This is a genomic window from Sphingomonas sp. SRS2 (genome assembly GCF_000971055.1).
GTDB lineage: Bacteria > Pseudomonadota > Alphaproteobacteria > Sphingomonadales > Sphingomonadaceae > Rhizorhabdus.
This window is the reverse complement of record NZ_LARW01000143.1, coordinates 1-21687: the sequence shown is the minus strand read 5'-3', so window position 1 is coordinate 21687 and position 21687 is coordinate 1. Positions and strand designations below refer to the sequence as shown.

17 protein-coding genes and 2 pseudogenes are annotated in these 21687 nt (G+C 63.0%); 4 read left to right on the top strand and 15 right to left on the bottom strand.

The genetic code is table 11. The features are described from left to right. Positions 1-121 precede the first annotated feature (121 nt). The 10 genes and pseudogenes from WP12_RS21495 to WP12_RS21450 form a co-directional block, all read right to left on the bottom strand. A pseudogene (locus tag WP12_RS21495) lies at positions 122-391 on the bottom strand (DUF6927 domain-containing protein); the annotation flags it as partial. Positions 392-429: 38 nt separating this feature from the next. Continuing rightward, on the bottom strand, positions 430-747 hold the full coding sequence (locus WP12_RS21490; RefSeq protein ID WP_046195692.1) for a DUF5983 family protein: 318 nt from the start codon (positions 745-747) through the stop codon (positions 430-432). A gap of 15 nt (positions 748-762) precedes the next feature. Next, positions 763-1722, bottom strand: coding sequence for an ArdC family protein (locus WP12_RS21485; protein WP_046195691.1), 960 nt, complete (start codon positions 1720-1722; stop codon positions 763-765). Positions 1723-1807: 85 nt separating this feature from the next. Beyond that, positions 1808-3925, bottom strand: a complete 2118-nt coding sequence (locus WP12_RS21480; RefSeq protein WP_152664111.1) for a ParB/RepB/Spo0J family partition protein — start codon at positions 3923-3925, stop codon at positions 1808-1810. 65 nt (positions 3926-3990) lie between these two features. Then, on the bottom strand, positions 3991-8211 hold the full coding sequence (locus WP12_RS21475) for a strawberry notch family protein (protein WP_052730550.1): 4221 nt from the start codon (positions 8209-8211) through the stop codon (positions 3991-3993). A 62-nt stretch (positions 8212-8273) separates the two neighbouring features. Next, entirely contained in the window at positions 8274-9143 is an 870-nt protein-coding gene (locus WP12_RS21470; RefSeq protein ID WP_046195690.1) for a DUF7146 domain-containing protein, read from the bottom strand. Between the two features lie 604 nt (positions 9144-9747). Further along, positions 9748-10971: a replication initiator protein A gene (locus WP12_RS21465; protein WP_046195689.1), complete on the bottom strand. Its 1224-nt coding sequence runs from the start codon at positions 10969-10971 to the stop codon at positions 9748-9750. 384 nt (positions 10972-11355) lie between these two features. Further along, positions 11356-12417, bottom strand: coding sequence for a ParB/RepB/Spo0J family partition protein (locus WP12_RS21460; RefSeq protein ID WP_046195688.1), 1062 nt, complete (start codon positions 12415-12417; stop codon positions 11356-11358). 62 nt (positions 12418-12479) lie between these two features. After that, positions 12480-13688 (bottom strand): AAA family ATPase, encoded by a 1209-nt coding sequence (locus WP12_RS21455; protein WP_443027896.1) that lies wholly within the window; start codon positions 13686-13688, stop codon positions 12480-12482. Positions 13689-14029: 341 nt separating this feature from the next. After that, positions 14030-15046, bottom strand: a complete 1017-nt coding sequence (locus tag WP12_RS21450) for a hypothetical protein (protein ID WP_152664110.1) — start codon at positions 15044-15046, stop codon at positions 14030-14032. Positions 15047-15164: 118 nt separating this feature from the next. Here WP12_RS21450 and WP12_RS21445 point away from each other — a divergent pair, with 118 nt between their 5' ends. Then, positions 15165-16337, top strand: a complete 1173-nt coding sequence (locus tag WP12_RS21445) for a tyrosine-type recombinase/integrase (protein ID WP_084691277.1) — start codon at positions 15165-15167, stop codon at positions 16335-16337. Positions 16338-16363: 26 nt separating this feature from the next. Here the strand turns inward: WP12_RS21445 and WP12_RS21440 are convergent, their stop codons facing one another. Beyond that, entirely contained in the window at positions 16364-17527 is a 1164-nt protein-coding gene (locus WP12_RS21440; protein ID WP_200894572.1) for an ATP-binding protein, read from the bottom strand. Between the two features lie 194 nt (positions 17528-17721). Here WP12_RS21440 and WP12_RS26090 point away from each other — a divergent pair. Further along, positions 17722-17944: pseudogene (locus WP12_RS26090) on the top strand (hypothetical protein); the annotation flags it as partial. Between the two features lie 6 nt (positions 17945-17950). On the opposite strand, the gene WP12_RS21435 reads toward WP12_RS26090, so the two are convergent. Both WP12_RS21435 and WP12_RS21430 read right to left on the bottom strand, forming a co-directional pair. After that, entirely contained in the window at positions 17951-18355 is a 405-nt protein-coding gene (locus WP12_RS21435) for a hypothetical protein (protein WP_037523445.1), read from the bottom strand. A 66-nt stretch (positions 18356-18421) separates the two neighbouring features. After that, positions 18422-18715 (bottom strand): hypothetical protein, encoded by a 294-nt coding sequence (locus WP12_RS21430; RefSeq protein WP_046195686.1) that lies wholly within the window; start codon positions 18713-18715, stop codon positions 18422-18424. Positions 18716-19013: 298 nt separating this feature from the next. On the opposite strand from WP12_RS21430, the gene WP12_RS21425 reads away from it, so the two are divergent. Further along, entirely contained in the window at positions 19014-19283 is a 270-nt protein-coding gene (locus WP12_RS21425; protein ID WP_046195694.1) for a hypothetical protein, read from the top strand. A 24-nt stretch (positions 19284-19307) separates the two neighbouring features. On the opposite strand, the gene WP12_RS21420 is transcribed toward WP12_RS21425, so the two are convergent. Further along, the gene (locus WP12_RS21420) at positions 19308-20603 is read right to left on the bottom strand and encodes a hypothetical protein (protein ID WP_046195685.1); all 1296 of its coding nucleotides are present in this window, start codon (positions 20601-20603) and stop codon (positions 19308-19310) included. Positions 20604-20748: 145 nt separating this feature from the next. Here WP12_RS21420 and WP12_RS24450 point away from each other — a divergent pair, with 145 nt between their 5' ends. Continuing rightward, positions 20749-21606: a lytic transglycosylase domain-containing protein gene (locus WP12_RS24450; protein ID WP_235399245.1), complete on the top strand. Its 858-nt coding sequence runs from the start codon at positions 20749-20751 to the stop codon at positions 21604-21606. Here WP12_RS24450 and WP12_RS24445 read toward each other — a convergent pair. After that, positions 21595-21687 (bottom strand): integrase catalytic subunit (locus WP12_RS24445; RefSeq protein ID WP_084691001.1); only part of this gene is annotated, 93 nt, incomplete at its 5' end. The genes WP12_RS24450 and WP12_RS24445 overlap by 12 nt on opposite strands.

The following is a 21687-nucleotide window of genomic DNA, read 5'->3' as shown; positions in this document are numbered from 1 at the left end:
TTGTCCCCCGTCCGTTTCCGGATTTCAGGTCTTTCGGACCCGAGGTTAGCTTGGCGGGCAGAGGTTTCCTCAACTTACCTCATCATTACTGATACTCCTTTCAGCGCCACAACGGCGCACTGTCCTTGTAGCCGAAAATCATCCCCTCCTTGTCGTTGGGGTTCCAGCGGACCAGGCAGACGATGGCAAATACCTCGCCGGCGACGCCGTCGGTGATGACCTGGGCCGCGGCATAGTAGACGCGATTCTGCGGACACGCCGAGGCCAGCACCTGCAGTCCTTTGCTGCTGCCGTCCTCGAGCTGACGCTCGTAGGTGAACTGCGCGTCGAGATAGGATTTCGCGGACGTGTGAGCCCCGAGCGAAGTGCGGGGCATGTAAAGCCAACCCATGGCGGGGTCTCCTGTTCGGGATGTGGGGATGGTGGCCGCTACCAGTCGTAGCTGGGCAGCTCGGCGACCGGCGCGCAGTCGCGGTCGAATTGCAGCCAGTCGGCGCCCGCGGCCTCGGCGAGGTCCAGGCAGGCACGCAGCGCTTCTGGCATGGCGGCGCGACCGGGCGACTTCACCCAGATGAACCAGCCATATTCAAGCCAGCGCTCGGCGACGATCTGCCCCTGCCAGATGTCCGGATTTAATCGCGCTACCAATGGCGGTGGCGATGCGATCAGAAGGTCGAGCTCTGCGGCGATGTCCTGGCTGATATGGGCGGTCGAGAGGCAGGCAAGCTGCTTGATCTCCAGAGGCATGGTCAATCTCCCTGCTTATGCGGCAGCCGCAAGGCGTTCGGGCCTGGGCTCTGCAGCTTCGTCGTCATGCGGAGTGGCGGACGTTGACGCCTCTTCGCTGAACGAGCGGAGATAGCTGAACGCCTGTTCGGCCTTGGAAGCCGCGTGGATGATGGCGGTCCTGTCGCCTCGAAGGACTCCTAGCCAGTGACCAACATAGCTGGCGTGGCTGTCGTGAAGCTCATTGGGGAGACCGAGTTCGGAACAGACGAGCCCACTCCCGATCTCCGCGACGAGTTCTTCGAAACTATATGCCATGTCGCCGAAGCGCTTGCCGAACTTTCGAGCAAGCCGGTTCGCATGACCACTCCAATGAACAGATTCGTGCGCCCTGATACTTGCGTAATATTCCATCGACTTGAACGAACGCTTATGGGGTAGTTGGATGTAGTCAAACGTCGGGTTGAAATAGGCGCGATTGCCTCCGTGCCGCACGTCGGCCGGTATCGCGTCGAAGAACCGATCGATCACGGCCTGGTGCTCCGACGGATCGACGGGCGCCGGGACTTCATCGGGCGGGTAGAAATAGGCTGGCAAGCCGTCGATCTGATCGGCGTTGAACACGATGTAGTGCCGCAGAAAGCGAATGCTGCGCTCGGTTTCGGCGCCCGTGTTGGGGTTGGACTCGACCTTGGTGAAGGACGAATAATAGACCGAGACCGAGCCGCTCTCGCCCTTGCGGACGTGGCCGCCAAGCGCTTCGGCCTGACGATAGGTCATCCAAAACCGGGAGCGATAGCCGCGAAGATCGCTGATCGCCCAGAGGTAGAGATTGTTGATGCCGGTGTAGGGGGTGCCGCAGTGGCGCAGCGGGCGGCCACCTCCGCTGGCGCGCCATGGCCGCATCCAAGGCGGCACGCCCTCTTCCAGTTTGCGGATGATGAGGTCGGTGATCTCGGCCGCGACATCGCGGCCCGTCCTTTTCGGCGCGGGCATGATTGCGTTCTCCAGAAGGCGGGCAGCAAAAGACCGCCGACGCGGGTGCGCCGGCGGTCAGTCGCCCAGGAGGGTGTCAGGAAGATCAGGCGTCCACGGCCTCGTGGTCGTCCTGCGTCGTCACATCGTCGGTGGCAGCGGGATCCAAATCGGCATCCGTTGTCGCGTCGGCATCATCGGCCTCGTCGCCGACGGTCGCTGTGTCATCGTCCACATCGTCTACATTCGGCGCGAATTCGGGATCCGCTTCCGACTGGCGGTCGAGGAAACGCATCGCGTCGGGCACCCATGCAAGCGCTGCTTCCTTGACCTCCGGTTCGACGATGGACTCGCCGGCGAACAGCTTGTGGCAGGACACCGAGATGTCGGTCTTCTTGAGCGTGGCGTGACGCGCCGTCAGCGCGGCGCCCCCGACGTCGTTGAGCAGCGCGAGGATCGATCCCTTGCTGACCCGGTCGAAGAAATTCTCCGACGTGGGCCGCCACCAGGCTGCGGTGTCGATCTCGAGGATAGATGCGATCCGGTTCTGAAGGGGAATCTGCTCGTTGCTGTACCCCGCCTTCGCCTCGAGCGACATCGCAACGATGTAGGCGAGCCAGGCAGCCTTGCTGTCGTCATCGAGAGCGCGGAACGCCTCGAAGCGGTCGACTTCGGACTTATGCTCGGTCCATGAGGCATCGAGCCCGTCATGGGCCTCCGCCAGATAGTCGCGTGCGCGGGTCGTCGGCATGTCGCCGATCATCGGATCCTGCGGCGCGCGTGCCCGTATCGTGGTTCCGTAATGCACCGAATGATGATTGCGGTCGTCGATCATCGTGAACAGCGCGTAGTCGAGGGCAAGCGCGGGATGCGCCAGCATGCAGGCAGCGAGGATGTCGCGGCGCTGCATCGCCAGTTCGTCGTAGAGCCTGGCGCTGAGGGGCTTCCCACCCGGCCCGACCGTTTCGGGGCGCGGCGCGGCAGGGGCGTGATCGCCCCCAACCCGGATACCACCCGAGAAGCGATTGCCCTGCTCTTCACCGTCCACGGCGCCGTCTTCGCCCGCCGGCGCTTCGCGTCGAATGGGCTGCTCGCTGTAATATTGCGTGTCGAGCAGCATTTCGCCCTTGGGCGTGAGGGTCAGGAACAGGCCGACGAGCGGCTTGATCTCGTCCGGAAGGAACGGGACCCGCTGATGGATCGCCTGCGCCTCCTCGGCGAGACGGTCATATTCCTGATCGAGCAGCTGGTAGGCATCGTCGCCGAGCTGGTCGTCCTCCATTTCGGACTGGATGACGGCGTGACGGTCTTCGATCTCGGCAAGCCGGGCCGACTGCTCCTCGGTGAGATCGGGCTGCGGCAGCAAAGCGCGATAGAGCCCGGCGGCAGCGTTGTGGGTGTAGCTGCTCGCGATGGGACGGATCCAGGCGAGACCGGATTCCTCACCGATGCGCTTGGCCTCGGCCTCCATGATGTCGGCCGCGAGCCGCTGCGCGATTTCGGGGTTCACCCACCGATCGCCACCGTCGCTGAAGAGGTCACGATCGACCTTGCCGCCAGCCTCGACGTAGCGATCCTCGCCGACCAGCAAGGCAACCGCGTCGTTCGCCTTCATGGATTCGTTCGCGATGGCGCGGCGGATCGTGTCGGCGTTGGAGTAGCTGCTGTATGCGTTCCAGATCAGGAGCTGCTTCTCCTGATTTTCGGTCGAGGCATAGGCCTTCGCCACGTCGAGGGTGATTTCATTGGCGCTCAGCGCCTCGAAGATCGGGGTGGCGAGCGACGCGAGGCGGAGGCGGCCTTCGACGAACCGGCGAGTGAGCCCGAAGCGCTTGGCGACCGCATCGATATCGCCGGAGGTGCCGAGAAAGTGCTGGAAGGCCCGGCATTCCTCCGCCGGCGTCATCTTCAACTGGTGGAAGTTGGCGGCGAGTGAAGTTTCGGACAGCGTCGCGTCGTCGCCCTTCAGCACCATGACCGGCACGTCGAAATCGTCGGGGTTGATCTCGCCGCGGTCGGCACGAAGGTTGAGAGCGCGTAGCCGGCGACCACCGTCGAAGACGGCGAAAGAGCCGCGTGGCTTTGTCACGGGCGTAACGAGGAGGTTTTGCAGGATCCCGCGGGCACCGATATCGGCCGCGAGCTGATCGATATTGAGGTCATCCGACTTGCGGACGTTGAACTCCGAGAGGCGAAGCTTGCTGAGCTTGACGGTCTGGATCACAGGGGTAACTCCTTCTGGCATCCGGATCATCCCGGACACCATCCCCGCTCCCCCTTCCCTTTCGCTCAGGCCGCCTTGAGCAGCTCGGCGAGGATCGACTCGGCCGCCGGCACCGGCACGAAGACGCGGGTGCGGTACTGGATGACTTCGGTGAAACAGCCGATGGATTTGAGCCATGCCAGCTGCTGAGACGGGCATCCGACCAGTTCGATGCGGGCCGATCCGTTCACGACCGCGCGCTTGATCGTCGTCGGGAATGGGCGGGTCAGATCGACACTGCGACCCGCAAGCGCCGACCTGGCGATATCCTGCGGCGGCAGATTATCGGCCCGGTCGATGCCGAGTTTCGTGAAGAGCTGCGGCACATGGTCGTCGAAGACGAGGCGGCCAAGCCAGGATTGGCCGTTACCGTCGGCAATCCGGTTTACAACGAGGTGATCGCTGGGCAGCGCTGACCAGATCGGCAGGAGCAGGCCCGTGGCGAGCCGGATTGTTTCGCTATCGACCTTCTGGGTGGCGTCCAAAACCTCTTTGGCCCATGTCGCCGCGAAGGCGTCGCGGTCTATGGTCGTCCAGGCCGTCTCGTAGAGGTCATGTTCGCGCATATATTCGTGCCGGGTTGGCCGCATGAGCTCGATGCGCGGGATGGGCGTGCCCTCCTTCTCTTCCATGAGGGCCCGAGCGCGGGTTTGCAGAGCGACCATGCCGGACTTGGAATTGACCATGCACACGGCAGTTGGGTCGCTGTCGGCGATACGCAGGATGCGCTCCAGTGAGACCGGTGTTCGCCGGCGCGTGATCTCGATCGTCAGGAGGTGCGACGTCGCGCCGCTGACCGGATCGGTTCGCAGCAGCGTGTCGTCGAGGAGGGTGGCGCTATCGACCAGGATCGTCTCGACCCCGACGTCCAGCCTGCCCGCTTCTCGCGCCGCCGAGACACGGGTCTCGACAAGGGAAAGGAACTCCTCGAAGATCCCGTTCTGCAGGCCGATGGGTAGCGCGAGAATGCGGTTGAGCCAGCGCTGGATCGGCGGCAGCTCGTCCTTCATCACGCCATCCTTGTCGCAAAGCTCGAGGCCGGTGCGGCGCTCGAACTCGGCGTGCGAGATGCTGGTCAGCTTGCCGCCAACGAGGAGGTGAAACCAGCTGATCAGCGCGGCACAGGCATATTCGCTTTCCAAATTGTCGGCCGGGTCGAAGAGATTTTGCCCGCCCGTCTGTCGCTGGCCTCTGGTCAACGCACCAAGGCTGTCGAGGCGGCGCGCGATGGTGCTGGTGAAGCGCAGTTCCCCCTTGCAGTCGGTCGTAACCGGGCGAAACAGCGGGGTGCAGGCCTGGTGGGTGCGGTGGGTGCGGCCAAGGCCCTGGATCGCGCGATCGGCGCGCCAACCTGGTTCCAGCAGCAGATGGACGCGCTGCTCCTGATTTGGGACGTCGAAAGAGGCATGGTAGGAACGTCCCGTGCCGCCGGCATCCGAGAAGATGAGGATGCGCTTGCGGCCTTGCATGAAGGCCGCCGCCTCGGCTTGGCTGGTGCGCGCGGAGCGCGTTTCGAGCTTCTGGTGGCCTTCGCCCGTCGAGACCAATCGCTTCGTGCGACCCGTGATTTCGGCGACGCGATCATGCCCGAAATGCTCGAGCAGTCCGTCCAGCGCCGCCATGATCGGCGGCATCGCGCAGAGATGTTCGATGAGAGCGCTGCGGGCAGCTTCCGCTTCCGGGTTATAAACGGGATTGCCATGTTCGTCCTCCATCGGCACCGAACGCGCCGTGCCGGTGTCGTCGGTGAAGACGCGCATCTGGCGGGTCGGGAATGCCCGCTCGAGGTAATCCACGACATATTCCTTCGGAGACAGGTCAATTTCCAGCGCAGCGCGCTCATCAGGACCGAGTGAGCCCAGGCGTCGGTCAAGAATGGATTCGGCGGTTGTTACGAGCTGCATGACGACCGACTGGCCCGCTCGAAGGTGGTGTTCGACCGCGGCGATGACGGTCGGCAGTTTCATCGAAAGCAGGACCTGCCCGAAGAACCGCTGCTTGGTAGACTCGAAGCGAGACCGTGCAGATGCCTTGGCGCCGCTGTTGAGCGTAGCATTTTCTAGAGCATCGACGATGCCGGTGAGTTCGAGGGCCCTCTCCATATTCTGGTGGATAATGGCCCAGGCGTCGGCATAGGTGTCGTAGATCTCGATCTGGGCGGGCGTCAGCTCGTGCCTCAATATGTCGTACTCGACACCGGCGAAGCTCAATGCGCGCGCCATGTAGAGTCCAGTCGCCTTGAGGTCGCGCGCCACCAGCTCCATCGCGGCGATGCCTCCCTTGCGGATGCCGCTGATGAATTGTTCGCGATCGGCGAAGGCCGTCTCCGGGCCCCAGAGACCGAGACGCACGGCATAGGCGAGGTTGTTCACGTCCGACGCGCCCGTAGCGGAGGCGTAAAGGACGCGGGCGCCTGGCAGGTGGTTTTGTAGCAGAACACCGCAAATGCCCTGTTGAGACCCCTTCTTCGCGCCGAGAGCCCCCTCCCCGCCTGCGACGCCGCCCATCTCGTGCGCCTCGTCGAAAGCGATGACGCCTTCGAAGTCTTCGCCGACCCAATCGATGATCTGCTTCAGGCGGGTGTGGTCGCCGCGCATCGATCGAAGCGTCGGGTAAGTTACGAAGAGGACGCCCTGATCCAACTTGATCGGTTCGTCGATCTTCCAGTTGCCCAAAGGCTGGATGTCTCCGGTCAAGCCACCTAGCGCAGTCCAGTCTCGACGGGCATCCTCGAGGAGCGGCTCGTTCTTCGTCACCCAGATGTTCCGGCGACGGCCTTGCAGCCAATTGTCGAGGATACAGGCCGCAATCTGGCGGCCTTTGCCGGCGCCGGTTCCATCGCCCAGGAAGAAGCCTTTGCGGTAAGCGGCGCCGTCTTCTGCGATCGTCAGCCCGACGCCTTCCTTGTCGGGCTTGAAGCGGCCCGGGAGAGACTGAGACCAGGCATGGCCCGCATAGACGACGGTTTCGAGCTGCGAAGCGGACAGGAGGCGCTCGGCCACCGTGCGTTCGGGAAGACGCGGCATATGCGTCGGGATTGGTGCTGGGATTGAGCCCATGGCGACCGATTCGACGAGAGCGGTGGGATGCTCGCCGGCCGTGGCAAAGACTATGCGGCTCGGGCGATAAGGCAGATAGACGCCGGTCTGGTCGAGCAGCGGGGCCGGCGTCTCCAGAGATGAATACTCGACCGGAAGCACATCGTTGCGGACAGGAGCATGAAAGGGACGCGGGTCGGAGCGGCTGCTTTTGACGGCCCGGAACATCGAGATTCCGGTGCTGCGTTTGGGTGTTGCTGACGGCAAATCGCAGCGCAGAGGCGCGCGGTCGCTGATCGAGATCGCGTCGAGCAGCTCGGCGATCGAGGAGCGTTGGATGATGGCCGGCGGACTCTTGCCTGGAATCTTGTCGATGACGAAGAGCCGGACCGCGATCGACGTGCCGTGTTTGAGGTAGCATTTCTCGAGGCGGATCGAGGTTCGCACGGTCGTCTCGCGCAGGACCGTCTCATACTGGTCTCGCATCCTGGCGCTCGGGCCGAACCAGTCCGGCATGATCGCGACGAGGCGTCCGCCAGGGCGAAGGCGCCGGAGCGCTGCCTGCAGGTGACGCACGGCTGCATAGTCGTCGGTCCCGCGTCCGAGGGACCGCGAGAATGGCGGATTCATGAGGATGAGGGTTGGCCGTTCGGCGCTGGAGAGGGTGGAACCGATTGTGGCGCCGTCATGACCGGTGATGGTCGCGCGTGGGAACACTGCCGAGAGACGTCCGCGCCGCGTGGGATCCAATTCGTTCAGGTGCAAAGCCTGGTGAGCCCCACATTGCGCCACGAGAAGTCCATTGCCGGCGCTCGGTTCGAGGATGACGTCATCGGGCTTTACGTTTGCCAGCAAAACCGCGACCGCGGCTATGTCGACGGGTGTCGAGAATTGCTGCCACTCGATCTGCTCCTCACTGCGGACGGTTTGCGTGGGGAGTCGACCGAGGAGCTCGCTCGCGGCCGCGACGTCGGTGAGCGTGGCCAAACAGTAGGGGTTGGTGCGTAGATGAAGCGCGATGGCGTGTTCGAGGATTTCGAAGCTGTCGCGCTGCGTCCAGCGACCGTCGGCATCCGTGCCACCAAAGGCGGCGATCATAGCCTCGTTCAGGTGGCGCCGGGTGATCCGGTCGCCCGTGTGAAGATGGGCAATTAGACGGGTCGCGGCTGCGCGATCGGCGTGCTCGGCCGCTTCGAAAAGGTCGGTCATCGGGGATCTCCTGTGCGGCTGCACCCTCGGCAGCATCACACTCTCGATCCCCCTCTCCTCCTTCAGCCCGTGGCAGCGATGCCCGAAATCTGGTTGGCGCGCGCGTAGAGAACCTTAGCCCAATCTTTGAAGGGTCGTGGCGGAGGTGCTCGCTCGATCGTCAGGCCTGGCCGTGCGTAATGTGCCTCGGCATCGGCGGCGGCCGCGCGCCCCTCGACGTCATTGTCCTCGGCGATGACGAGCCGCGTGATCGCATCGGGTATGATGAGATGACTGAGACGGCCGGCGCCCAAACTTGCCCAACACGGCATGTTATGGAGAAGCGAGAACGCGCGGGCGTCTTCGAAGCCTTCTGCGATCGCGAGGGCTGTGCCGCCCTCCCCGCCCCGCCAAGCACCGTTCAGGGGCCGACCGAGCATCACCTTGCGTGTGTAGTAGGCCGTTTCGGGATCGAGAAAGATGCGTTGGATTGCGACCAGTTTGTGGCTCGCGCGCACCGCGACCAGCAACGCGGGAAGAAACTGCGTTCGGGGTTTGGGAAGGTACGGGCAGCGTGGGTGGAAGCGCGCGTCCGCAGGGGCTGGCAGCAGGTGCCGTGTGGCAAGATAGCGCTCCGCCAGCGTTCCGTGGATTTCGTGCGCCTGGTCCCAGATGCGTTGAGCGTTCCCGGCGGAAGCAGGATGTGAGGGGGCAGGTCGTGCGTAATGGCGAGTGACACGGATGCGCCTGAGTTCGCGAAGTATGTCCTGCCGATCACAACCCGCGAAACAGTTGACGAGAATGTCGCTGTTGCCCTGACGGAGCGACAGGCTCGGCTCGCTATCGTTATGCGCGGGGCAGGAGCACATTGCGACATAGCCGTGCCACGTGCCTCCCAAGGCTCCAACGATATCGACGAGTTCTTGTGAGGGCTTCTCGGCGGTGAGGGGCATGATCGTATCTCCTGCGTCCCTTCGCCAAGCCCCTCTCCTCTCCCTTCACGCGGATGGGCATGATCATTTTACGATCGGGCGCAGATTGGGCCAACGGTCCTCTTTCCCTTATCCTATTGAAGGAAAAGAAGAATCTGAGCTGTTAGATTGGTTTCTATAGGTGTTAGATAGTTAGCCGCCTGATTCCTGCGGTGAAACCCTTGGAATCGTGCGAGTCGCGATCATTCGCCTGTTCCTGATGTGTCGATGATGCGTTCCCGAAGTGTCGGGCGTTGTGTTCCCGAAGTGTCGACCATCGGTTCCCGGAGGACCGTGATTCGTTCCTGATGTGTCGAAGGATCGAAAAAGGGGTGGAAAGTGCGGCGCGATTTGAATCATTTTGGCGCCGCATGTCGAGAATGACGTTCAAGAGGCATCGATAGTGCCGGCGACATGACGCCTGACGCGCGATCCTGGCGCATCCGGTCGGCCAGGCCCGACACTTCGGGAACGCTTCGGTCGGGATCTCCACGGGAATCGGCCCTCGCTGCGAGGCATTGCATGGCGGGCGGCGAGTGCGATCCCTATCGGCTGGGTGTGTGTGGGCTCCGCTGCGGCGCATCCCTCAATTCCTCAGCGTGTGTCGGTTTTCTTTGTCATATCGCCGAACGAAGCCGATGAAGGCGTTCTGGTAGTTGACGGGTGTGCGCGAGGGATCACCGTCGATCCACTCCCGAAACAACAAGTGGAGGTTCTGGTAGTCCCAACCAGGGCATTCGCCGCGAAGGGTTTGAAGCGTGGCGTCGGTGATGAACCCCTCGGTGGCTTTCGACGAAAGCGTCGTCACGGTCCTTCGAACCATACTGCGAACATCAAGGAGATCCGGCGCTCCGTCCTGTGGAGACGGGGCCGCCGTCGTTGGATTTGCGTTCAGGGCCTTGGCCGCGCCCTTCGGCTCCGATCGGCGTTGCGCCCCCCCCTTCTTGGGTCGAGATGTTTGTTCGGTGTCAGCCTCGGATCTGCGCCGCATACGCAGGCTGGGTTCCCGCTTCCCGGGTGCCTGCTCGATCGCGATCGAATAGCCCGGCAGCTCGTTGCGCTCGGCGATTTTTGCAATCTCGAACTTGAAGCGGCGATACTGGCCTTCGGCGCCAGATTTCTCGAAGAGGGTCGGCAGGGAGATGGCAAACCCGGCCTCGCCGGCCCCCCCGGCGTGCTTGCGGGCAACCTTGTAGAGCCAGCGCTCGCGGCCGCCGCTTATATCGAAATAGGCTCGGTCGATGGAGAGGATGCCGCCCTGCATGAGAACACCCTCGTGGAACCAGTTGCTGAGCTCTAGGGTCATTCCGCGCGATCGCTCGGTCTTCTCGTCGACCAGTTGGGTCCAGCCATCCAGCCAGCTGAAGGTAGCTTCGCGTCGGTTCTCGGCTCGGATGTTAGTCTTGACCGTGGTCGAGACAAGGCGGTCGAGCGACTGAGCCAACAATTCGTAGGCGCGTCCTGTGGTTGGACGGCCGATCGCACGGAGCAGATCATAAGGCATAAGATGGAGTTTGCGCGGGACGTCGTTGACGCCGCGCCGTGCCATGTCAGCGAGCGTTGAGGCGCAGTAGATCAGGATGTCGGCGTCCCAGATGGTAGCCATCCCATAGTCCGGGTTGGCGGAGACGTGGACCCAGAGTTTCCCGTCGGGAGAGTTATAGTCGATCGGCTTGACCCGCTTGGACTTCGCGAGACTGAAGAAGGGACGCTCCATCATCTCACGCTGATCGCGCAAGGGGAGGTCAGAGATATAGGGCAGGAAGAGGTCGAATTGCTCGCTGATGTGAGCTTGTCTTGCTTTTGTCACGGGGTGTGCCTGGCGGTACGGGATTGAGCGCGTGCGAGCGCGGATTTTAATAGTAGCGACAAGGTAGAGGAGTTGGCCGAACGCTGAAAGTGGGGATGCGGTCGTTCGGATTTCGATGTGGTGGCTTGCCTCAGCCTCACTTTGTTTCCCCGGGGAAACTTTCTCGATGGAAGGGCAGGGCGCGGGTGGTCGTTATGGTGGGGAGGGCCGTTGCCAAGTGAGTTCCAGCTTGGCGCGTTCGACGCCTTCGCGCCCTTTGCGCGGTCGTCGGGGCCGGCAGCGTCTGACTCATGGGATGTTTCCCCGGGGAAACTTCGACCCGAATGACTCGTGACGCGGACGGGATAGGCCGTTTCGCAGATGTTTCCCCGGGGAAACATCTGGTCAGCGCAGCAAACCACGGCCCGAGGCATCGAGATGGGCGAGGGCTTCGCGGAGCCCGCGAAGGAGTTCGTCCTCGGTTGCACCGGAGCCGGCATGGAGTCGGATTGTCGCCCCTTGCCGATTGGACGAGACGAGGCTGAGCGCGTCGCGCCCAATCTTGCTCTTGTATGTGAAGGGCTCGGCGACGTCGGCCTTGCTTTCGGTCGCCAGATGAAGGCGACGAAGCACCTCCGCTGCGGGAAAGGGAAGGTCGCCGCTCATTCGGCGTTCCGCTTGCAGCTTCGCGATCTGCTTTGCGGCGCTAGTGATTGTCGCCGCTCTCGCCTTGTCGTCGAATAGCTGTGCGAGGGCATAGGCCGGTTTCAACTGAATATCGTCGGGGGAGGCGAAAGCCGAAACCACCACGTCGGGCAGTGCAGCGACTTTCAGCATCTTGGAGAGCCAACCCTTCGATACCTTGAGCCGATCTGCCATCCGGGTCATATGGTTGCCGTAGTGCTGGCGAAGAGCGGCGGCGTAGTTCCGGGCACGCTCCAGGTCGGAGACGTCTTTTCGGGCTCGATTCTCAAGGTCTGCAAGTCGGAAGGCGGCCTCGTCGTCGAGCGCCACGACCTGGGCGACGAACTGCATCTCCGGATAGGAGTTTCGGCGCAGCCAGGAAATCGACCAGTGGCGGCGGGTCCCAGCAATAACCTCGAAGTCGTGATCTGGGTCATTGTCGATGCGCCGGACGACGGCGGGCACCTTCTGTCCACCTTCTGCGAGGATCGAGTCGATCAGTTCCCGGCAATTCTCCTCAGTCAGATGGTTGTAGTGACGAGCGTTGCCGGTCCAGACACGAACACGTGCAGGATCGAGAAGCATCTGAGTGACCTGCCGGACTTCGCCGGTTGCGACGCGCGCAAGCGCAGACTCCCGGCTGAGCAGCGTGGTCCCGCGCATGCGGTCGGGGCGTGCTGGTGGCGCGATCGGGCCGCTGGCTTCATCAGCGGCGGGCGCGGGCACTGGTGCCTCGTCGTCGGCGAGGAGGTCGGCCAGATAGTCCTTCTGATTACGCGCCATTGTGCCCGCCCCCAAAGGATAGTGAAATGGCGGATATGTGACCCGCGACGAAGTGATGAAGATCAGGCCGCTTCATTGACAAGGGCCTCCTCGCTTACCGGCGAAACGCGTCCCCAGCCTCTGCGTACGAGTTGCTCGACCTGTCCGAGTGCTTCATCAAGGTTGGACCGGCACCGCTTATGCGTGCGGGCGGTTCCGATGGGTTTGTCTAGTTCATAGACGGTCATCATGCGCATCGCGGCGTGGCTAATCTCTGCGGACTCGAGGATGGGTACCGGGAGTAGGGCAGGCCCGAACGTCTGCTCCATGATTTGCTGGACCATGGCGTGAGCCGGATCATTGCCGTTGAACTTCGAGCAGATCAGCCGGACGAACGAATAATCTACGTCGATGCCGGCTTGGCTGAGCTGTCCGATGACCTGCTCCATCATGGATAGGAATTGGACCGTGGAGCAGAAATCGGGGGTCGTTGCTGCGAGGGGGACGATGAGCGCATTGGCGGCCTGCATCACCGCGAGGCTGATCGTTCCGAGTGCCGGAGGCGGATCGAGAAGGACCACGTCGTAAGAGCGCGCCAGGTCCATCAGGCCCGCTTTGAGTTTGCGAAAACGCGTTGCGAGGATGCTTCCACCGTCAGCGCCGGCAGCCGCCATCTCATACTCGACGTCGAATAGTTCGAGGTTGGAGGGAATGAGATCGACATTGGGCCAGGGCGTCTTCTTTACGGCGTAGAGTAGGTCGGCCTGGGTCGGGTCGATCGAGAGGTAGGGATAAAGCGTCTCCTCGCGCGTCACATTGAAATGCGGATTGAGTCCGAACAACGTCGTGGTCGTAGCCTGGCTGTCGCAATCGACGACCAGGACCCGATAACCCTGCACCGCCAAATAATGTGCAAGGTGGGTGGTAACGGTCGATTTGCCGACGCCGCCTTTGAAATTCTGGACAGCGATAATGGGCGGCTGATCGAGGGGCGCGCGGGCAGGCGACGCGCCAAGGACATCGCGCATATGAAGGAGCTCTTCGATCGTGTAGCCCGCCCGGCGTCCCGAATCGGTAGCCGGCGGCTGGGGGAGGCGACCGTCCTCCTCGGCCATGCGGATGCGGTTGGTCGAACAGCCGAGGAGCGTGGCGGCTTCGGCGATTCCATAACGCACATCGAGACCTTTGCGGGTATCGGGAAGGAAGGCCTTGCGGCGAAGCCGCTCAATCATGCGGACGCCCGCATCCGCCAATTCTGCTATTCGCGATGCATCTGAAGTCAATTCGGCCATTGTCTTCCATCCTGAACCAATTTATGGTTACATAGGCCGGTTTCCATTCAATCGTCAATGTTGAGTGCAAAAGAGATCAGGCGAACCGCATGCTTTGGATCTTCCGTTCAGTTCGTGGGCCGGTTTGGTGGCGCGGAGCAGGGGCATAGTCCAACCGAACGAACGAGGGGCGCCGTAGCGCCGGGCAATATGCGCGAAAATCGAGCTAATACTCTGTTTTCGAGACGGAAATTGCCGCGGTTTCGTACCGAAGGAAACCGACCAATTGGCGCGACTGGTTGGCCACCGGCGGTGGACCGGGGGCGCGCGATCATGCTTGATGCGAACTTCCCGCGGCGGCGTCAGGCGCCGTTGGCCAACGAACCGAAGCGAGCGTCGAATTCGGCCATCTCCCGATCGAAGGTGGAAACGATATCGTCGATGTCTTTTGGCGGAACTAATTGATCGAGCGCCTTGCGGGGTCGGCCGCGCAGGGCAGGGGCTAGTCCCAGTGCGATCGCGACATCAGGGGCGGCGTAGACCCGCCAGGAGCGGCGACCACTCACTTCCCTGACCAGTGCCATACTGGCGGCGCGATCGAGCAGCTTGCCGGCGCCGGAGAGCGTCAGGCCAAGTGTCTCTGCGATCCGATCGGGGCTGGTGACCGGATGGTGGAGCAGGGCGGCGGCGAGCGCGGTAAGCAAGCCTGGGCGGTGAAGTCCCGAAATGGCATAGATCGCCCTGCGCCGGTCGTCCTCGATCGCGTCAATGCTGGCGATCGATTGATCCGCGGCCCTGGTCATCTGGCGGAGCAAGCGCAGGCATTGCGGTCCTGCCTGGAGGCTGCCGAACCGCAGTGCCTTGTGGCCACCGGCGAGCGAGGGGAGGGGCGCCTGGGTGACGCCCATCCGGTGGAGCAGGACGGGCAGCCACAGCCACGGCTGAATCGACCGATCAGCCAAAGCGAATTGTCGCATTACCTCGCAGGCGCGCAGCAAGGCCGGTGCAGCGGCAAACCCGTCGTCGAGCTCGGGGGTGAACGGGAGCTGCTCCTGCCAGTGATGGCCGGTCGCGGCCAACGATCGCCGCCAGCCATCGAACGCCGAGAACGGGTCGTCCAACGACGATCGATGCTGTCGGCCGGGCAAAGGCACCCCCGTTCCCCATGAAAATACCTCCGCCTCGTCGATTTCGACACCCTGCAGCTGGAGGGCTGTGGCATAACCGCTCCACGCTGCGCGAACGGACCAGGCGGATGCCACGGAACTGGCGGAAACCCGGGTGTCCAGTCGTGCGATCGCGGCTGCTGCCGATTCGAGCGCGCTGGCCAATTCTACGGTCCAGGAAACCGAAATCAGGGCAGGGGAGGGGCGCGCCATCGCCAGATTGTATCCGCAAAGCTGATCTCGGTCCATGTTGCCGATACGCCCAGTGTTGATAATGAACCGTTATCACCACTCTATACAATAGAAGGTGTTGGCGGTATCGCTGGGCGCCATGAGCGAAACCGTGCCCTTTGCCGCCCTTTCGCCGCCGTTATCGCGGACGAGGGTGGCCGTGGGCGACACGCGCACGCTCGATCTCGTCGTCCAGGACGTGCGCGATCTCGTCGGCGCCGGCGTGGCGGTCGATGCCAGCCTGATTGCCGCGGCCGTGCGCGGCTGGTCGGCCAACACCCGCCGCGCGTTCCGTTCCGACCTAGTCCTGTGGGGGCGGTGGTGCCGCACCGCGCGCGTCCGCGCCGTCGACGCCGGCGAGGAGACGGTCGCGGGCTGGGTGCGCGCGCTGGCGGGGATCGATGCCTCGGCCGAGAAGGTGCGCGCCGCCGCGACGATCGCGCGCTACCTTGTCCATGTCGGCTGGGCCTATCGCATGGCCGGGCTCGACGATCCCACCGCCGCGCCCCTGGTCCGGTTTGAGATGAAGGCGGCGCGCAAGACGCTCGGCACCCGCCAGCGCCAGGCGCGGGCGTTGCGCTTCAAGGGCGACATCGCCGACCTCGACAGCCCGGCGAGCGGCGTCTGCCTCGCGCACCTGCTGAGAGCCTGCCGCCGCGACCTGCTTGGGCTTCGCGACGAGGCGCTACTGCGCGTCGCCTATGACAGCGGTTGCCGGCGCTCGGAGCTGGTCGCGATCATGGTCGACGCGATCGAGGGTCCGGACGGGGAGGGGGCGGGCACCCTGTTCATTCCCGAAAGCAAGACCGATCGCGAGCGCGAGGGCGCGGTTGCCTATCTCTCGCCGGCGACGATGCGCGCGATCGCCCGTTGGCGCGACGCCGGCCATATCGACACGGGCGCTCTGTTTCGCCGGGTCGAGACGCATTTCGACGGGTCGGTGCGGACGGTGGGGCAGGGGCCTTTGCACCCCAACAGCATCACGCTGATCTACAAGCGGCTGATCCGGACCGCGTTCGATCGGAAGTTGCTGGGAGAGATGAGCGAGGCCGAGCTGCAGCGCTGGCTGAAAGCAGTGTCGAGCCATTCAATCCGGGTCGGGGTCGCGCAGGACAATTTCGCGGCGGGCGAGAGCCTGCCCGCGATCATGCAGGCCTATCGCTGGCGCGATCCCAAGACGGTGATGCGCTACGGCGCCAAGCTCGCGGCGAAAAGCGGGGCAAGTGCGCGGATGGCGGCGCGGCTGTCGGCATCGGCCACTGGGGAGAGCTGAGGATCCCTCGCAGCCGGCTGTGGTCGTCAGCCCCAGAGGCTGGAGAGCGGTGCTGCGGCCAGGCGGTCGCCGAAGGCTATCGTCTGCTCATGATCGTAGAGCACGGCGCCGAACGCAAAGCGTTGCCCCGTCGCAGCGGCGAGTTTGCGCAGGCCCGAGAAATCCTCGGAGCGGACCGTCGCGGACGCCTTGACCTCCAGGCCGACGATCCGCCCGTCCCGGTCCTCGAGGACGATATCGACCTCATCCAGCTCCTTGTCCCGAAAGTGGCTCAGCGAGAAGCGGTCGTCGGACCAGCCCGTGAGCTTGAGGATCTCCGAGAACACGAAGGTTTCGAGAATGGCGCCGAAACGGGAGCGATCCGCCGCCACCTTTTCGGGTGTGAGGCCGGTGAGCGCGGCCAGCAGGCCTGAATCGAGGAAATGCAGCTTGGGTTTCTTGGTCAAGCGCTTGAGGGCGTTATTGTGCCAGGGCGGCAAGGTCCGCACGAGAAACAGCTGCTCGAAGATCCCGGTATATTTCTGGGTCGTCACATGATTGAGATCGAGACCGGCGCCGACACCCGCGTGGTTGATCAATTGTCCGGCATGAGCGGCAAGCGCCCGAAGCAGGCGCGGCATGCGGTCGAGCTGGTCGACGTTGGCGATGTCGCGGACGTCTCGCTCGACCACGGCCTCGACATAGTTGTCGTACCAATCCTGGCGTCGGGTCCAGCTTTTGCGCGCGACGGCCTCCGGATAGCCGCCGGCCAGCACCAGATCGACGAGGTCGCCGCCGAGCCGCAGCGTTCCGGGTTCCGGCGCTCGCCCGGCGAAGAGGGACTCGAGGAAGCGCGGTGCTGGCTGCGCAAGAATCTCGGATTGGGCGAGCGGTAAGAGGCGGATGATTTCCATCCTGCCCGCAAGCGAGTCCGCTATGCGGGGCAGCGTCATCAAATTGGCCGAGCCGGTTATGAGGAAGCGGCCGGGGCGGGGATCCCGATCGACGCTTTCCTTGATGGCCAGAAGCAGATCGGGTGCGCGCTGGACCTCGTCGATGATCGCCTGGTCAAGCCCGCGCACCAGCCCGGCCGGATCGGATTTCGCGGCAGACAGGGTCGTCGCGTCGTCAAGCGTCAGATAGGTCCGGGATTTCTCCGCGAGGGAGCGGGCGAGGGTGGTCTTGCCTGCTTGCCGGGGTCCGGCCAGCATGACCACCCTGGTATCCTGCAGGGCCTCATGGACGCGATGGGTTGCATGACGAAAAAGCATGGCGGTCTGAAGCCCAATCAGCACCTAAATGAAAGAGTGTGGGCGTCTATCTGAAATTATCTCCACGGCCAAATGAAATTGCACTTGAGGCCGCGAAGCCTCGCCCGTCGGTCGCCGGCGACACCGGGTGCGCCCGCTCGCTCAAAGCGGTGTCGAGCCGTTCGATCCGCGTACGCATCGCCCGGGACAATTTCACTGACGGCGATCATGCAGGCGTATCGCTGGCACGATCCGAAGACCGTGATGCGCTACGGCGCGAAGCTTGCAGCGAAAAATGGAGCGAGCGCACGGCTGGCGATGCGGTTTTCCGCGGCGCAACAGCGCGGGTGCTGCCTGTGGTCGGGAGGTGTTGGTTGATCGGTCCTAGCGCAGGAGGCGGAGCGCGACATCGCGATAGCTCAGAGGATGAACATTGTCCTCTGAGCGAAAGCGCATCAGATCGAGCGTCTCATCGCCGAAGGTCGCCGCGACAGAACTGACCGTGTAAGCTTGGGCGCGCGCATAAGGCAGCAACCAGATGACACGCTTCGCCGAAACGCTCGTTCGGATTTTCAGGAGCTTATTGAGAAGTCCCTGACCGGCCATATCATTTGATCCTATCGCAAAGATCGATGTCCCGTAGCGCTTGGCTGGCCGCCGCCAAGCAAGGATCTGGGCTGCAGTGGCGCGCTCGGTTGCCTGGACATCGCACTGCTGGGCGTAGCGGGCATTGATCGCCCGCGCCGTGCCGACGCCAGTGCTATCACCCAGGATAAGGCATTCGAACATGCGCGATCGGCTCCTTGCGAACAGGTTAGCGCCAGCAGATTGAAAGCGAAATCGAAAATCAGAAGGTCATGATGGTCGAACAGGGGAGGGGCAACATCCACAGGCCTCGGTGCTCAGCTCGTCGACGCGGTCCGCCAGTTCCGTAAGGTCAGCCTCGGCCAGGATGAAAAGATCGTCCTCATCGGCAAAGAACATCTTGGCGCGTTCCTGCTCTTCGAGAAGGTAGGGCTCATCGTCGAACCGCTGGTGCCACTGGCTGTCCACGAACTTCATGAGCTCAGACCATGCGGCGGCTTCGGCGTCGTGGACCGTAATCGCCTCAACGCCCTGATAGACAATGAAGAGGATCGTCACCAGCATAGCTCTATCCGCCTGGAGGTCGGTGATCCCGGCGCAACATCCGCTTCACCTAGCCTCATTCACGTTGTGCAACGCAATATGTAGTTCTCCGACCCTTGATTTATCGGCGATTATGCGATGGAATGTTGCCGTTTGGCGGCAAGAAAAATCATACCGGCTGATGCTTTTGCCTTTACGTCGACAATTAAGGCCTTGCTCACCATGATCGGGTAGAGGAGGGCAGGGCAGGGACGTCAGGCGGGGCCGACACACGCCGGGTGCAAATCTGGCGAGTCGTCGCAAAGGTGATGGCATGATCATGGCGCATCTGACACAGGTCGAGATCGCGAACTGGATCGCTCTTTACGTCGCCGCAGGCCTGTGTTGCGGCATCGCGGTCATTTTGTCGGTCGCAACCACATTTATCGAAATCTACCGCGAGCGCGCGTGGACAAATATCGATTCTTTCGGCTCCGTTGCTCTCTTCCTGCCAAAGACCTGGTGGCGCTGGCAGAAGCTCTATTTCATATCGACGCCCGTCACCCTCGGCATCGTGGGCGCTTTCGCCGCCTCGATGTCATGGGGCTGACGGCCACCGCAGCGCTGTAGAGGATTAAGCGTTGAGCGCGCCAGTCAGAATGGCGCGGACATGGCCCTCGTGGAGATGTGCCGGCGTGATGCTGACCACCGGGGCGATCTGCGCCATTCGTGGATGCGTGACGGCCTTCGATGCCTTATAATCCTCATCCTCGAAGCCCATTGCTTCCACGACGAGCTGCCGGATCTCGCCCGTGGAGCGTGAGCGAGCCTCGAGGACGAAATCCGGCCTGCAGGCGCCGATCGGCGTCAGCTTGTCAAAGACGGGCTTCTCGATCGCGATGTCGATCCCGTCCCGATCGAAATAGTGCCGTGCCGCCAGCAGCTCGCGCAAAACGGTCCGCTCAAACTCTGAATCGACGGGAATGAAGCGCCTGCCCGAATAGATCGGCTGGGCATAGGCTCGCAAAGGCGCGTAGCCGTGCGCTTCGGGATATTCGCCGGCCACGACGATGACAAGATAGGGGCCCTTGATCGGATTTCCCCGCAAAGACGGCGATTGAACCCGATTGGCGATCACGACGGGCTCGCACCCCGCAACGATAACTTGCGCTCCTTTGAACGCGGGCGAGAAGAGGGTAAGGAACGCTTGGGGTGCATGGCCTCGCGGCCAGTTTCGAGACAGCCCGCGAAGTCCGGCATAAACGCGGTTGCTGTGAAGCGCCTTGGCGTGGGTCCACAGCGCTCGACCGAGCTCGATGCCAGGCGCGATCTCTATCTTACCCGCGGCCGCGGTGAGCGCGTTGAACTCGTCGCTGATCGAATGGTCGACCAGATCATGCGACAACGGCGCGCAGAGGTTGAGGCCCGCCACGTCGAGAAGTCGCCATAGCAGCCGCGCAAGGCGGGGCACCGAAGCATGTCGGGTCCGATCGTCGCTTGTGTCTTCCTCCGGTCGCTGGGCCAGCTTCTCGGGAGCGGGCCGCAAAACCTCGAAATAGCCTGTGGGAGGATCCGCCGGTGTTTGATGAGTACGGATCTCGGTGATACGGTTCGTCACCTGATCGCGGAAGAACGGGCAATCGGGTTGGTGTTCGGGGCGCTTTGAGCTGGTGAGGCGGCGCAAATAATAGGTCTCCGCCTCGGAGAGAAAGGCAGGGGTCAGGATGGGTGGCGCCGTGTCGTCGTCCCGGCAGTCACATGCGATCCACTTACCGCCAATCCGGGCTTGCTGGACCAACATGATGCCCGCTTCCTCGTCCCCTCGGGAGCCCTCGCCGGCGTACCATCGGACCAGAGCCGACCTGACAGGGTCGGGGAGGGGGATTCGGCGCGCACTGCGCCCGTCGCCATGGCGATCGATCAACCACATGAACGACCCTTTCGGAGGAGGAATAGGGGATTCTCACTCAGGTCGGCGGGATTGACAATCCCGTTCTGTCGATCCCCACTTTCGAAATGGCGGTTTCGGGAGGCCGAAAATGAGGTCTTATCTTCTTTGCGGTGTAGCAATCCTGATGGGCAGCGCGTCGATGCTGCAGGCGGCGCCTCAGGATAGAAAAGCCGTTCGCTCCGTGCAGTTGATCTCGATGACGGGCGCCACGCCAGCACCAGCGTCGGCCGAATCGCCGGGGCCGGACGCAGGACGAGGGGTGGAAACCAAACCGTCGGTCGACATTGGGGTGGTGCTGGGGGAATTTCGGGTGCATGATCTCAGCCGGCGATGGGTCGAATTTCAGATGGCCAACAGCTTCACCCCTCGGACTCCTTCAGCGGCGCAGGCAGCCGCCGACGACGATGATCCGTTCGCGCATGTCGGGGTAGCCCAGCTCGGCGCAGCGCCCGTCGCAGGCTATACGATCCCTTCGGTATCTTCGATGCCGATTCCGGCATGGATGAGGGGCGGGCCGGTGTTTGCGGCCGCAGTTAACCGCTATGTGCCTGGCTGCATCGCCGCCGGCTATCGACCTAGCGGCTTCCTCACGGCCGACACCGAATATCGTCGGCAGAACTACTATTCGATGATGAGCAACATCGCCTGCCAGTACGGCATCCCGGTCGGCCTGTTCGATGCGATGATCATCCGTGAGAGCCGCTATCAATCTGGCGTCTATTCCCCGAAGAACGCCTTCGGCTTGACCCAGCTCATGCCGGACACGGCAGTGGGCCTGGGTGTAAATCGCTACAATGTCGCGGATAACCTGCGAGGCGGAGCCAAATATCTGCGCGAGCAGCTTGATCGGTTCGGTCAATACCACTTGGCGCTCGCGGCCTACAACGCGGGACCGGGCAGGGTGCGCAACGGCCTCGTACCGCGGATTGCCGAGACTGACCGGCCCCCACCGAGTGGTCCGAGCGGATTGTTAGTGCATTGACGCCTCCATCTCCAGTGTTGGCCGTAGGTGGAGCGAAGCGGAACCGGAGGGCGACACTGGAGATGGAACGGCCTCCGGCGC